The following is a 13,374-nucleotide window of genomic DNA, read 5'->3' as shown; positions in this document are numbered from 1 at the left end:
GCGGCAGGGGCGACCGTCACCCGGCGTCACCGGTCGTTCCGGTGTCACCAGACGTTCCGGTGTCACCAGACGTGGAAGGCCCAGGCCAGGAACAGGACGGCGAACATGGCCGTCACCACGGCGAGCAGGATCAGCGGCCCGGCCGCCCAGCCCTTGGCCGGGTTGTGACGCTCGTCAGGACCGGCACCCGACAGCACGCCCTCCCCGGGAGGGGTCTCCTCGGGCGGCACCAGGTGTTCGGGGCGCTCCGACCGGTCCGACTGGTCAGGTGGCTGAGCCACCTGCCCGGCCGGCGGTGAGGACGGGGACCGGTTGTGCGGCCACGGTTGCGCGGAAGAGGTCATGGCCCTCGGGTAGCACGCTCCCGGCCCGCCAAACGTCCCTCTCCGCTGCGGCGCGCGGCCCCGCGCGGGACAGTGTGAACGTACGCACCGCACGCGGAGGGAGGCGCCGTGGCCGCACAGGACTCCGCGCGGGACGCGCTCACGGCGTACCGCGGCAAGCGGCACTTCGACCGGACGTCCGAGCCCAGCGGGACCGAACCGGAGCCCGGGGACCGGCTCCGGTTCGTCGTCCAGATCCACGACGCCACCACCACCCACTTCGACTTCCGGCTGGAGGCCGACGGCGTGCTCAAGTCCTGGTCCGTGCCGAAGGGCCCGTCCGGCGACCCGCACGAGAAACGCCTGGCCATGCCCACCGAGGACCACCCGCTCGACTACCGCACCTTCGAGGGCGTCATCCCCGCCGGGGAGTACGGCGGCGGCCCCGTGATCGTCTGGGACGAGGGGACCTACGAGCCGCTGCCCGGCTTCGAGGACGTCACCCGGGCCCTGGCCAAGGGCCACCTCTCCTTCCGGCTGCGGGGCACCAAACTGCGCGGCAGCTACGCCCTCACCCGGTTCCGCGGCGACGACGACGGCCGGCGTGAGGCATGGCTCCTGGTGAAGAAGAAGGACGACCGCGCCGCACTGGACGACGCCCCCGACCCCGCCCGCGCCCGCTCGGCCCGCAGCAGGCGCACCCTCGGCCAGGTCCTCGCGGAGGAGGACGCGGCAGGGCCCGGCGGAAAGGCGGCACGGTGAACGGGCTCCTCGACGCGCTCCCCGAGCACGAACGCGCCCTGCTGCGCGAGGCCAGACCCGGCGCGGCCCTCGCCCGGGAGCCCATGCGGGCCCAGCTCAGCGACCGGCGCGAGTTCCACGATGGCTGGATGTTCGAGCGCAAGCTCGACGGAGTACGTGCCCTCGCCGTACGGGAGAACGGCGAGGAACGCCTGCTCTCCCGCAGCGGGCGCGGCCTGAACCCGACCTACCCCGAACTGGCCGACGCGCTCGCCGCGCAGAGTTGCACGGACTTCACCGTCGACGGCGAGATCGTCGCCTTCTCCCACGGCCGGACCGACTTCTCCCGCCTCCAGCAGCGCCTCGGCATCACCGACGTCCGCAAGGCGCGGGCCAGCGACGTCGCCGTCACGTACTACGTCTTCGACCTGCTGCGGCTCGACGGGACGGACCTCACCCGGCTCCCGCTGCGGACCCGCAAATCCCTCCTCCGCCGCGCGCTCGACTACGAAGCCCCGCTGCGCTTCACCCCCCACCGCAACACCGGCGGACAGGCGGAACTGGACGCCGCCTGCGCACGCGGCTGGGAAGGCCTCATCGCCAAACGCGCCAACAGCCGCTATCTGCCCCGCCGTTCACCGGACTGGCTGAAGCTCAAGTGCGGCCACGGGCAGGAACTCGTCGTCGCCGGCTTCACCGAACCGGCGGGCAGCAGGACCGGTTTCGGCGCCCTGCTGCTCGGCTACTACGAGGGCGACCGGCTGCGCTACGCGGGAAAGGCCGGCACCGGCTACGACCGGGCGACCCTGCTCGACCTCCGCTCCCGCCTCGACGAACTGGAGGTCACCTCCTCCCCGTTCGCCGACCCGGTGCGTGAACAGGGAGCGCACTGGGCGGAGCCCCGCCTGGTGGCCCAGATCGGCTTCACGGAATGGACGCGCGACGGCATGCTGCGCCACCCCCGCTACCTGGGCCTCCGCGACGACAAGGACGCGCGGGACGTCGTCCGCGAGACACCGGGCGGCTGACCCCCGCGGACAGTGGGCCGAAAACCCTTGGACGGGTGCGGTGGGAGCTTCCTAGGGTGTGCTCCATGTCCAGCCCCGAGGCGTCGAGACGCTAGCCACCGGTCGTCCGGTGGCGAGCCTGCGAAGGCGCGACTCTCTCCACACCACAGGTGCCCACCGCCGCACGCGGTGAGCAACCGGTGTGTGCTGCGCTTCTCCGCCGCTGCCGCGACACCGTGACCCGGGTTGCTGACGGCCCGCCTGCGCGCGGGCCGGCTTTCCCCGCGGCAGCCGCGCGCCCCGCCGGACAGTGCACCGAACCCGTACGTCCTCCCGCGCCACCGCGCCCCTTCGGGCGGGGTGACGCCGTGTGCCGTCGCGCCTGCCGCTCCCTCGACGAACCGCCTTGCGGTTGCGGAGTGTTGTCATGCCATTCGCCATCTACATGCTCGGTCTCGCGGTGTTCGCACAAGGGACCTCCGAATTCATGCTGTCCGGACTCGTCCCGGACATCGCCCGTGAACTGGGCGTGTCCGTCGCGGCAGCGGGCTCGCTCACCTCGGCCTTCGCCGTCGGGATGGTCATCGGCGCCCCGCTGATGGCGATCCTCAGCCTGCGCTGGCCGCCCCGGCGCTCCCTGCTCGCCCTCCTGACCGCGTTCCTCCTGGTGCACGTCGCCGGCGCGCTCACCACCAGTTACGCGGTGCTGCTGGCCACCCGGATCGTCGCGGCCCTCGCCAACGCCGGGTTCCTGGCCGTCGCCCTCGCCACGGCGGGCCGGATGGCCGGGCCCGAGGCCAAGGGCAGGGCCACGTCCGTCCTGCTCGGGGGCACCACCGTCGCCTGCGTCGCGGGCGTACCCGGCGGGGCGCTGCTCGGCGAACTCTGGGGCTGGCGCGCGGCGTTCTGGGCCGTCGCGCTGGTCTCGGCCCCGGTCCTCCTCGCCATCCTGCGCTCCGTCCCCGAAGACCGCGAGGACGAGGAGAAGCACCGGCCCCGCGCGCTCACGGAGCTGCGGGCGCTGCGCAGTGGACGCCTGCTCGTACTGCTCCTCCTCGGCGCACTCGTGAACGGTGCGACGTTCTGCGCGTTCACCTACCTCGCCCCCTTCGTCACGGACGTCGCCGGCATCGGCTCCTCCTGGGTGCCCGGATTCCTCGCCCTGTTCGGCATCGGCTCCTCCCTGGGCGTGGCACTCGCAGGCCGGTTCGCGGACGCGCGGCCCGGACGGCTCCTGGCCGTCGGCTGCCCGCTGCTGCCGCTGGGCTGGGCCGCGCTGGGGCTGCTGTCCGACAGCGCACCGGCCGTGATCGTCCTGGTCCTCGTCCAGGGAGCACTGTCCTTCGCGGTGGGCGCGACGCTGATCTCCCAGGTGCTGTACGCGGCCTCCGGGGCCCCGACGCTGGGCGGCGCCTCCGCCACGGCGGCGTTCAACGTGGGCGCCGCCCTGGGCCCGTGGGCAGGCGGCCTCGCACTCGCCACACCCCTCGGCCACGCCGCGCCGCCGTGGGGCAGCGCCGCCCTGACCCTCCTCGCCGTCACCGTGCTCACGGCCCGCACGGCGTACCGAGCCCGGGCGCACCGCCCGGCCGGCTCCGTCCAGCCCGGCGCAGCCGGACAGACAGCGGAGGAGCGGCCCCAACCGTCCCACTGACCGGCCGGCCGCGAGGCAACGGCGGGACCGAGTCCCCATACGGCAGCGGAGCCCAACAGGGCTCCGCTGCCCGGGAGTTCCGGCGTATGCGGCTCTTGACTCCGGGAACCGACGGAGATGAGCTGTCCGTACACCATCAAGCGCCATGTGGACATGCGACACGTCCCGCCAGCCGGCTCACCACCAGCCGGACCCCACGACGGAGGGCTGCGCCATGCACCGCACGAGCACCCCACGCCCCACATCCGGTACATCCCGAGGACCACGCCGCGCGGTCCGCGCGCTGGCGGCGCTCGCCGCCGCGGGAGCCCTGGCCGCGGGCACGGCAGCGCCCTCCGCGGCGGACGACGAACACCGGCCCCAGGAGCAGACGTTGCAGACCTCACCCTTCACCGGCCTGCCCGCGGACCCGGCACCGGTACTCGCCGTGAAGATGGACAACCACGCCGACGCCCGGCCGCACACCGGACTGGAGCGAGCCGACATCGTCGTCGTCGAGAAGGTCGAGGGCGGACTGAGCCGGCTCATCGGCGTGTACGCCAGCGACCTGCCCGAAGCCGTCGGACCGGTGCGCAGCGCCCGCGAGTACAACGTCGAGCAGCTCCGCACCTTCGACCGCCCCGCACTGGCCTACTCGGGCGCCCGCGAGGCCGTCGTCGACCTCATCAAGAAATCGCCCCTCCACGGCATCTCGCACGACGACCATCCGGCGCCCTATTTCCGCGGCGGCGACAACGAAGCACCCCACAACCTCTACCTGCGCCCCGAACAGGCCCTCGCGCTCGCCCCCGAGGCGAGCCTGAGCGACGACATCGGATACCGCTTCGGCGACAAGCCGAAGGGCGGCGAACCGACCGAGGAGCACACCGTGAACTACGGCCGCTCCGAGACCTCCTTCACCTGGTCGGCGAAGGAGAAGCGCTGGCTCGCCTCCTTCGACGGCGAACCCGCGAAGAGCACCGGCGGCGCACGCCTCGGCGGCACCACGGTCATCGTGCAGAAGACCGACATGCCGCCGGACTCCAGCGGCAAGACCCCGTACATCAAGACTGTCGGCAGCGGCCCGGCGACCGTCCTGCGGGACGGCCACGCCTTCGAGACGACGTGGAAGCGCCCGGACGCCGAGGCGGGGACCACGTTCACCCTCCCCAACGGCGACCGCATGCCCTTCGACCCCGGCCAGACCTGGGTCGTCTACGAGGAGCGCTGAAACCGTCCCACCGTCCGTCCCACGGCCGGAATGGAGCGCGGGAAACCAACGCTCCCTTCCGGCCCCGGCGTTCACCGCCCCGGGCCGGACCTGAAGCGATCTTCAGGCTCCTTCAGGGTGGCTTCAGGCTGACCGTCGCAGGGTGAGGACCGTTCAAGCCGAAGCCGCAGCGGCCCGCCCCGAGGGGCCCGCGGCCCTGGAGACGAAGGACGCCACATGATGCGAGCGCTTACCCGCCCCGCGCACACGCCCTCCGGCCGCACGGTCCAGCCGTCGCGGGAGAGCAACGGTTCGCCGCGCAGCGGGAATCCGCGAGTGCTCTTCATCGGCTGCTCCGACTTCCCGCTGTCCGCGCCGTTCGCGCTCGGAGCCGAGGCGCACGAGGTCGTCGAGGCGCGCACGGCGGGCGCCGTCGTCCCCCGGTACCGCATGGACGCGGACGACGAGGTCGGCACGACCATCGAGTGGGCCCTGGCCACCATGGGCGTCGAAGAGATCGTGCTGTGCGGCCACGCGGGCTGCGCCGCGGTGCGCAGCCTGTGGGACGACGGCGAATCCGCCGCCGAGCAGCCCTCGTTGAAGGCCTGGCGCGGCCTCGCGGCCCCCGACCCCGCCCACTTCGACGGCGCCGTCCCCGACGACGAGGACCGCGTCCGTGCCGCGGAACGCCGCCACCTGCTCACGCAGATGCACCACCTGCGCACCTACCCGAGCGTCACCCGCCGCCTGGTCACCCGCCGCCTGCGCGTGCATACCTGGTACCACCACGGCTGCGACGCCAAGGTGCAGACCTGGGACGCGGAGAACCGGACGTTCACCGACCTGTGACGGGGAGGGACCCTCCACCCTTCAGGACGCGAGACCGTCCCGACGCTTCAGCAGCTCACGCGCGGCGTCCAGCACCTCTTCCTCCAGCCGCTCCCGCGGAATGCTCCAGTTCTCGTCCCAGCCGTCCAGCAGGGTCGCGTACTCCACGATCTCCCGCAGCCCTTCCGGATGGTCGAGCGCCAACGCGGCCTCCGTCCAGATCAGACCGGCCCCGTGCCCCGGACTCAGCTCCCCGTCCACCATCCGGCCGGCCAGCCAGTGAGCGAGGGCCCACCGCGCTGCCCCGGGATCCCCCGGCACCTCGAACCCGAGCCCCAGTTCCCCCACCACGTCGTCGAACAGCTCTCCCGCCAGATGCTCCTCGCGGACCCCGAGCCCGGCCAGGGACGCGAGCGAGGGAGAGGCCACATCGGCCAGGAGCGCGTCGAGCCCCGCCTGAATGAGCCGGTCGGACCCGACGTGCCAGCCGAAGGCCCGCTCCTCAGCCAACAGCCTCAGCCGCCCCATCGCCTCGCCCCGGCCCATGCCCCCTCCACCGCCGATGCCATCAGCCAACGCCAAAGGCCCCCAACCACGATCGGTTGAGGGCCTTTTCGCCTGTGCCCCCGGCAGGATTCGAACCTGCGACACCCGCTTTAGGAGAGCGGTGCTCTATCCCCTGAGCTACGGAGGCGGGGCCTGGGCCGCGTCCGCTGGTGCGGCCCAGGACAGCGTAGCGGATGGACGCCCAGGGCCGTGCAGGGATTGTCCCGCTCGGTGGGCGGGCGGAGGGGCACGTCAGTAGGTCAGGCCGTGGCCGTACGGATAGAGGGTCGTTTTCGGGTCGTCGTGGGCCGTGACGGGGACGGGGAGCCGGCCGGTGGGTTTGGTGTCGCCGTAGAGGACCCGGTCGAGGGAGGCCAGGGTGGGGGCGCCGTACGCGTAGGTGGCGAGGTAGGCGTCGGGGGCGTCGGGGTAGCGCTGGATGTCGTACGGGTTCCGGAGGGCGACGGCGACGAGCGTGGTGGGGGTCGCGCCGAGTGCGTCCACCAGGCGGGCCTGTGCGGCGCCCTTGTCGCCGGTGGCGGCGGCCGCGTTGGTGAGGACGACCGTGACGTCGTGCTCGCGGGCTGCCGACGCGGCCGCGTCCCGCTTCGCGGCGTCGGGCGCTGCTCCGGTCGCGAGGGCGGTGGTCCGCTGGCCGGTGCGCTCGCCGATGGTGCGGGCGAGGAGCTTGACCTGGGCCTCGTCCCAGCCGGTGACGAGAATGGTGCGCCGGTTCCGGCCGGACAGCGGGAGGGTGTCGCGCTCGTTCCGGATGAGGGTGATGCCGCGGTCGGTGATGCGGGCCGCGGCCGCCGCGTGACGCCGGCTGCCGACTGTCCGTTCCGCGCGGGTCTCGTGCACGTAGGGGTCGGGGAACAGGCCGTTGCGCAGCTTGTGTTCGAGGATGCGGACCACGGACTCGTCCAGCCGCCGCCCGGTGATCTCCCCGGACCGGACGGCCGACAGCACGGCCTCGCGCGCGGTGCGCAGCTGCGGCGCGAGGACGAGCTGGTCGACGCCGGCGCGGAAGGCCCGTACGGGGGCGACGTCCGGCGGGAAGTCCTCGGTGGCTCCCTGCATGTCCAGCGCGTCGGTGACGACCAGTCCCTTGTAGCCGAGTTCCTCGCGCAGCAGGCCGGTGACGATGCGGTGCGACATGGTGGCGGGCGCGCGGCTCGGATCGAGGGACGGGACGACGATGTGCGCGGTCATGATGGTGTCCACCCGGGCGTCGATCGCCGCACGGAACGGGGGAAGGTCGATGCGGTCGAGCTCTTCGCGGGTGTGGGTGATCTCCGGGAGGCCGGTGTGGCTGTCGGTGTCCGTGTCGCCGTGCCCGGGGAAGTGCTTGGCGGCGCTGGCCGTGCCCGACCGGTGGTAGCCGCGTACGGACTGGGTGACGAATTCGGAGCACAGCGCCGGGTCCGAGCCGAAGGAGCGGACGCCGATGATCGGGTTCTGCGGGTTGACGTTGACGTCGGCGCAGGGCGCGTAGTTCTGGTTGATGCCGAGCGCGGCGAGCTCGCTGCCGATGATCTCGGCCGAGCGCCGGGCGTTGGCGCCGGAGCGGGACGCCGCGAGGGCCATGTTGCCGGGCAGCTCCGTCGCGGGTGACCCCATGCGGTAGACGACGCTGCCGCCCTCCTGGTCGATGGAGATGTGGAGGGGGACGCGGGCGCCGCTGTGCAGCGCGGCGCGCTGGAGGCCGTTGGAGAGCCGGACGATCTGGCGCGGGTCCTTGAGGTTGTCGGGGCCGCGGCGGGCGTCGAAGTAGATCACTCCGCCAGGACGGAAGCGGGTGATGACCTCGGCAGGTGTGGACACCCCGTACAGGGCCTCGTTCTTGGGGTGCGCGGAGTCCGCCGACTGCCCGTAGACCTCGACGACGAACAGCTGTCCGACCTTGTCCTCGAGGGACATGTCGCGGGCCAGCGCGCGGGCGCGCGCCGTGATGTCGCGCTCTGCCGTTTCGGGCGCGGCCGCGTGGGCGGAGTACGAGCCGGTGAGCCCGACGGCGGCGAGGCCGCCCGCACCGGCGAGCACCTGCCTGCGGGTCGTCGACCGGTCCGCTTCGTGCACCGGTTGCTGGTCATCGGTCCGGGACGGAGCCGGGGCGTGCGGGGCGGAGGGCTGGCGGGACGGGCGCTGTCTCATCGGACGCTCCTCACATGGGCGGTGGGCCTGTGCCCCCGTGAGGGGGCGGCTGCGCGGGGCGCGACGTGCCCAGGTGGTAACGGCTCGTGGGGGCGCGTGCGCGGGGCGTGCGGGCATGTGGAGAGCGCATATCGTCGCAGCGCCGCGGGGGATCGACCAGACGCCGCGCGGATACAGCAGCCGACAAGGGGCAACCACGGCACCGGAGCCGCGGCCTGCCGCCGCACCATCCGGGACGTGACGGATGGAGGGCAGGCCGCGGCTCCGGGGCGGAGGAGTGGGGGAGCGCGCTGAGCGGAAGCGCCGGGTCAGGTCTGCGCGAGGCCCGACTTCAGCGCGCGGGCGATCCGGACGACCCGCTCGGCCTGTACGCGCGCGGCCTGGCGCGTGACGTCGTCGACGGGGTTCTCTCCGGCGCCGTCGACGTGCGAGGTTCCGTACGGGTTGCCGTCGACGAACTTGCTCCCGTCCGTGTAGCCGGGGGACGCGATCAGGCCACCGAAGTGGTGCATGGTGTTGTACAGAGCGAGCAGCGTGGACTCCTGGCCACCGTGCAGGGTCGCCGAGGACGTGAAGCCGCTGTACACCTTGTCGGCCAGCAGCCCCTTCTCCCAGGCCCCGCCGAGCTGGTCGAGGACCTGCTTGAGCTGCGAGGAGACGTTGCCGAAGCGGGTCGGGGTGCCGAGGACCATGGCGTCCGCCCACAGCAGGTCGTCCGGCACGGCCTCGGGGATGGAGGCGGTGGCACGGGCGTTCTCGGCCCAGGCGGGGTTGGAGTCGATCGCCGCCTGCGGAGCCAGCTCCTTCGCTCTGCGGAGCCGCACCTCGGCGCCCGCGTTCTCGGCCGCGGAGCTGATCTCCTTGGCGATTGCGGCGATGATGCCGGTGGACGAGTAGTAGACGACGGCGACCTTCACGGGGTCTGCTGTGCTCATCGGCTGCGCTCCCATACGGATCGGCTGCCACGAGGCGGTATCGCGCCCACGGGGGCGCGCTTCTGCCCGATTCTGGCGTGATGTCCGGAGGGTGGCATCCGGTCGCCGGGCGTCGGAGTGGCCGTCCACAGGAGCGCTGGGGCGGCCGGTGCCCGGGAATGCCTCAGTCGGCGGGAGCGCTGACGCCCGTGCGGGTCACGGAGACAGACGCTTCTCGAAGCGCCGCACGTCGTGGAAGCGTCCGAACTTCCGGCCGGCCTCCGTGTAGGTGCCGACGTACTCGAAGCCGAAACGGCGGTGCAGGCGTTCGGACGCCTCGTTGGGGACGGTGATCCCGGCGTACGCGCGGTGCAGGTCCTCCTCGGCCAGGGCTTCGAAGAGGCGCTTGTAGAGCAGTGTTCCGATGCCGCGCCCGCCCGCGTCCGGGGCGAGGTACACGGTGACCTCGACCGATGTGTCGTACGCGGCCTTCGGCTTGAACCTGCTGCTGGTCGCGTAGCCGAGGATCCGGCCACGGGCGTCGGGGCCCGGTTCGCGTTCTTCCGCAACCAAGAGGCGGTATGGGCCGTCCTCCCTGTAGGAGAGCAGCCAAGGACGTCGCTCCTCCGGGGTGAAGGGCTCGATGTCGAAGGTGACGGGCGTCTCACGCACGTAGTGGTTGTAGAGGCTCGTCAGGGCTTCGAGATCGCCCTCGTTTCCGGCTCTGACCAGTATTTCCGCGCCGTCGGCCATGGAAGATCCCCTCCTTGTGGCGGCACAGGGTACTGCATGATCAGGAAAATGATGCGCGAGTTGGGAATTCTGTCCGGATTCCCCTCGTTGTCCCCTGTGGATGCGGTGCTCGGAACGAGCGCCCACCAGCCACCACCGGCCAGATTTCAGTCCACACGCAAGGGAGCACGCATGGCAACCCGTGCCGTCGCCCGTCGTCAGGCCACCGCTACCGGTGCCAATGACACGGCAAGCAGTGTTCGCGCCGCAGGCAGCGAAATTGCGGACCGTGACCTGGTCGGCATGTATCTGGACGAGATCGCCCGTACACCGCTGCTGGACGCGGCCAAGGAGGTCGACCTCTCGCTGGACATCGAGGCGGGCGTCTACGCCCGCCGAATACTGGACGGTGACGAGGAACCCCTGACCGCGGAATCGCCCTCCGCGTCGGCGAACCGCGAGGAGCTCGAAGCGATCGTCGCGGCGGGGGAGCGGGCGAAGGACATCTTCATCCGGTCCAACCTCCGGCTCGTCGTGGCCGTGGCGCGCCGCTACCCGCGTAGCGGGCTGCCGCTGCTCGACCTGATCCAGGAGGGCAACGCGGGCCTGGTACGTGCGGTGGAGAAGTTCGACTACAGCAAGGGCTTCAAGTTCTCGACGTACGCGACGTGGTGGATCCGTCAGGCCATCACCCGCTCCATCGCCGACCAGTCGCGGACGATCCGGCTCCCCGTGCACCTCGTCGAGGAGCTCGGGCGCATCCGCCGGGTGCAGCGCGAGTTCAACCGGGAGACCGGCCGCGAGCCGGAGCCGGCGGAGATCGCGAAGGAGCTCGGTTCCACGCCGGAGCGCGTCACCGACGTCCTCGACTGGGCGCGCGACCCGGTGAGCCTCAACATGTCGGTGGACGACGAGGGCGAGACGCAGTTCGGCGACCTCCTGGAGGACACCTCCGCGGCCTCCCCGGAGCAGTCGGTGCTGACGGTGCTGCGCCGCGAGGAACTGGACGACCTCATCGGCCGCCTCGACAACCGCACGGCGTCGATCATCAAGGCGCGTTACGGGATGCTCGACGGCAAGGAGCGCACGCTCACCGAGGTCGGCAAGCAGCACGGCCTGACGCGGGAGCGGATCCGGCAGATCGAGAAGCACGCGCTAGTCGAGCTGAAGCGCATGGCCCACGACACGGGCTTCGACGCCGCGGCCTGACGGGGCGGCACAACTGCACAAACACCACGACGGATCACGGCAGCAGAGCCGATCGAGACGTGGTGGCGCGCGCGAGCCAGTCCTCGCGCCGCCGCCGAAGGACGAGCCCCGGCGCCCTCCCCCGAGCGCCGGGGCTCTTTTCTGTCCGCAGCCGGTCGGGGCGGGCGTCCGGTGTCTGTTCATGTCCGCCACCCTGCCCGGATGTGTTTACTTCGCCGTCTCATGGCCTTACTGTGGCGAGCAACCCACAAGAACGGGCATGGAACGGACTCGAACCCACATGTATGCACCGGAGCGTCAGCAGGAGATCCTGCGCCTCGCCCACGAACGCGGACGGGTGGACGTGCCCTCCCTCGCGGGGGAATTCCAGGTCACCCCCGAGACCGTGCGCCGCGACCTGAAGGCCCTCGACCGCTCCGGGCTCGTACGTCGCGTGCACGGCGGGGCCATCCCGGCCGGACGGCTGGACTTCGAGCCCGACCTGAGCGAACGCGAAGCCTCGGCCACCGACGAGAAGGACCGCATCGTCCGCGCGGCCCTCGACGAGCTGCCCTCCGACGGCAGCGTCGTCCTCGACGCCGGGTCCACGACCGCACGTGTCGCCGCCGGGCTCCCCGTCGACTGCGCGCTCACCATCGTCACGCACGCCCTGCCCCTGGCCGCGCGGCTGACCGACCACCCCGGCATCGACCTGCACGTCGTCGGCGGCCGCGTCCGGCACCGCACCCGGGCAGCCGTCGACGCCTGGGCCCTGCGCACCTACGGCGAGATCAACGCCGACGTCGCCCTCGTCGCCACCAACGGCTTCTCGCCCGAGTCCGGACTCACCACCCCCGACCTGGCCGAAGCCGCCGTCAAACGTGCCCTGATCGCGGCCGCCCGCCGGGTGGTGCTGCTCGCCGACTCCAGCAAGTTCGGGGAGGAACACTTCGCCCGCTTCGGCGACCTCTCCCAGATCGACCTGCTCATCACCGACACCGGCCTCAGGTCCGAGGACGCCGGGGCCATCGAACGTCACGGCACACAGGTAAGGCGCGTGTGAACCCCATGTCCGTCAGCACCATCCTCACCGTCACCCCGAACCCCAGCCTCGATCGCACCTACGAGATCGCCGGGCTCGACCGGGGCGCCGTCAACCGTGCCGGAACAGACCGCATCGACCCCGGCGGCAAGGGCGTGAACGTCTCCCGCGCCGTGGCCAGCGCCGGGCACCGCACCGTCGCCGTCCTGCCGCTGGGCGGACCGGAGGGCGACTCTCTCGCGGGGCTCCTCGAAGGGCTCGGGATCGAGGTCGCGGGAGTGCCGGTCGCGGGATCGACGCGGGTCAACGCGTCACTGGCCGAACCCGACGGCACCCTCACCAAGATCAACGCGGCGGGTCCCGAGATCACGGCATCCGAGGCCGAGCTGCTGCTGCGCACCGTCGAGGAGCGCGCCGCAGCCTCCCAGGCCGGCTGGATCGCCTGCTGCGGCAGCCTGCCCCGCGGGCTCGCCGCCGACTGGTACGCCGAACTCGCGGCCCGCGTCCACGCCGGAGGCGTCCGCATCGCGCTGGACACGTCCGGGCCGGCGCTCGCCGCCACTCTCCGCGAGCGCCCCGACGTGGTGAAACCGAACTCCGACGAACTGTCCGACGCGGTCGGCCGCCCCCTCGTCACCGTGGGCGACGCCGTCCAGGCAGCCGAAGAGGTACGCGAGGCAGGCGCCGGAGCCGTGCTCGCCAGCCTCGGCGCCACGGGCCAGCTCCTCGTCGACGGCACGGGAACGTACTTCGCCACCGCGCCGGTCGACACGGTGCGCAGCGACGTGGGCGCGGGCGACGCCTCACTCGCCGGCTTCCTCGCCGCAGGAGGAGCCGGCCCCGACGCCCTGGTCTCGGCCGTCGCGCACGGAGCGGCCGCCGTCCAACTTCCGGGCAGCCAGATGCCGGCCCCCGACGACCTGCGGCGGACTGCCGTCACGGTGACCACCGAGGTGCCGTACGACCAGGCGCTGGGCGTTCCTCTCCTTTCCCCCTCCCCCTCGCCCACCCACCCCCACCGCCACCTCTCCCCAACCGCGCCAACGGAGCCGTGAG

The 13,374-nt window shown here is 72.3% G+C and carries 13 protein-coding genes and 1 tRNA gene; 8 read left to right on the top strand and 6 right to left on the bottom strand.

Annotated elements, in window-relative coordinates; genetic code table 11:
• Positions 1-62 precede the first annotated feature (62 nt).
• A complete protein-coding gene (locus HCC30_RS22850) occupies positions 63-281 on the bottom strand; it encodes a DUF6480 family protein (RefSeq protein ID WP_169444619.1) in 219 nt (72 codons plus the stop codon).
• A 171-nt stretch (positions 282-452) separates the two neighbouring features.
• On the opposite strand from HCC30_RS22850, the gene HCC30_RS22845 reads away from it, so the two are divergent.
• The 5 genes from HCC30_RS22845 (at position 453) to HCC30_RS22825 (ending at position 5,763) form a co-directional block, all read left to right on the top strand.
• Positions 453-1,085, top strand: coding sequence for a DNA polymerase ligase N-terminal domain-containing protein (locus HCC30_RS22845; protein WP_169444618.1), 633 nt, complete (start codon positions 453-455; stop codon positions 1,083-1,085).
• A complete protein-coding gene (gene ligD / locus HCC30_RS22840; protein WP_169444617.1) occupies positions 1,082-2,092 on the top strand; it encodes a non-homologous end-joining DNA ligase in 1,011 nt (336 codons plus the stop codon). The genes HCC30_RS22845 and ligD overlap by 4 nt, the downstream gene beginning before the upstream one ends.
• 406 nt (positions 2,093-2,498) lie before the next feature.
• The gene (locus tag HCC30_RS22835; RefSeq protein ID WP_169444616.1) at positions 2,499-3,725 is read left to right on the top strand and encodes a Cmx/CmrA family chloramphenicol efflux MFS transporter; all 1,227 of its coding nucleotides are present in this window, start codon (positions 2,499-2,501) and stop codon (positions 3,723-3,725) included.
• 373 nt (positions 3,726-4,098) lie between these two features.
• Positions 4,099-4,935, top strand: a complete 837-nt coding sequence (locus tag HCC30_RS22830; protein ID WP_240979821.1) for a DUF3048 domain-containing protein — start codon at positions 4,099-4,101, stop codon at positions 4,933-4,935.
• A gap of 216 nt (positions 4,936-5,151) precedes the next feature.
• On the top strand, positions 5,152-5,763 hold the full coding sequence (locus HCC30_RS22825; protein ID WP_169444614.1) for a carbonic anhydrase: 612 nt from the start codon (positions 5,152-5,154) through the stop codon (positions 5,761-5,763).
• 21 nt (positions 5,764-5,784) lie between these two features.
• On the opposite strand, the gene HCC30_RS22820 is transcribed toward HCC30_RS22825, so the two are convergent.
• From HCC30_RS22820 to HCC30_RS22800, 5 genes are all read right to left on the bottom strand, one after another.
• Positions 5,785-6,288, bottom strand: coding sequence for a hypothetical protein (locus HCC30_RS22820; RefSeq protein WP_169444613.1), 504 nt, complete (start codon positions 6,286-6,288; stop codon positions 5,785-5,787).
• Between the two features lie 75 nt (positions 6,289-6,363).
• Positions 6,364-6,436: transfer RNA gene (locus HCC30_RS22815), tRNA-Arg, on the bottom strand.
• A 104-nt stretch (positions 6,437-6,540) separates the two neighbouring features.
• Positions 6,541-8,442, bottom strand: coding sequence for a glycoside hydrolase family 3 protein (locus HCC30_RS22810; protein WP_169444612.1), 1,902 nt, complete (start codon positions 8,440-8,442; stop codon positions 6,541-6,543).
• Between the two features lie 308 nt (positions 8,443-8,750).
• A complete protein-coding gene (wrbA, locus tag HCC30_RS22805; protein WP_169444610.1) occupies positions 8,751-9,377 on the bottom strand; it encodes an NAD(P)H:quinone oxidoreductase in 627 nt (208 codons plus the stop codon).
• A 195-nt stretch (positions 9,378-9,572) separates the two neighbouring features.
• Complete coding sequence (locus HCC30_RS22800) at positions 9,573-10,109, bottom strand: GNAT family N-acetyltransferase (protein WP_169444608.1); 537 nt, start codon at positions 10,107-10,109, stop codon at positions 9,573-9,575.
• Positions 10,110-10,280: 171 nt separating this feature from the next.
• On the opposite strand from HCC30_RS22800, the gene HCC30_RS22795 reads away from it, so the two are divergent.
• The 3 genes from HCC30_RS22795 (at position 10,281) to pfkB (ending at position 13,373) form a co-directional block, all read left to right on the top strand.
• Positions 10,281-11,297, top strand: coding sequence for a sigma-70 family RNA polymerase sigma factor (locus HCC30_RS22795; RefSeq protein ID WP_169444607.1), 1,017 nt, complete (start codon positions 10,281-10,283; stop codon positions 11,295-11,297).
• A 280-nt stretch (positions 11,298-11,577) separates the two neighbouring features.
• Complete coding sequence (locus tag HCC30_RS22790; RefSeq protein WP_169444657.1) at positions 11,578-12,339, top strand: DeoR/GlpR family DNA-binding transcription regulator; 762 nt, start codon at positions 11,578-11,580, stop codon at positions 12,337-12,339.
• A 5-nt stretch (positions 12,340-12,344) separates the two neighbouring features.
• The gene (pfkB, locus tag HCC30_RS22785) at positions 12,345-13,373 is read left to right on the top strand and encodes a 1-phosphofructokinase (protein ID WP_169444605.1); all 1,029 of its coding nucleotides are present in this window, start codon (positions 12,345-12,347) and stop codon (positions 13,371-13,373) included.
• Position 13,374: the final 1 nt, after the last annotated feature.

This window comes from Streptomyces sp. HNM0574 (assembly GCF_012726235.1).
GTDB lineage: Bacteria > Actinomycetota > Actinomycetes > Streptomycetales > Streptomycetaceae > Streptomyces.
Note: the sequence above shows the minus strand (reverse complement) of the source record. Positions and strands in the feature narration are given on the sequence as shown.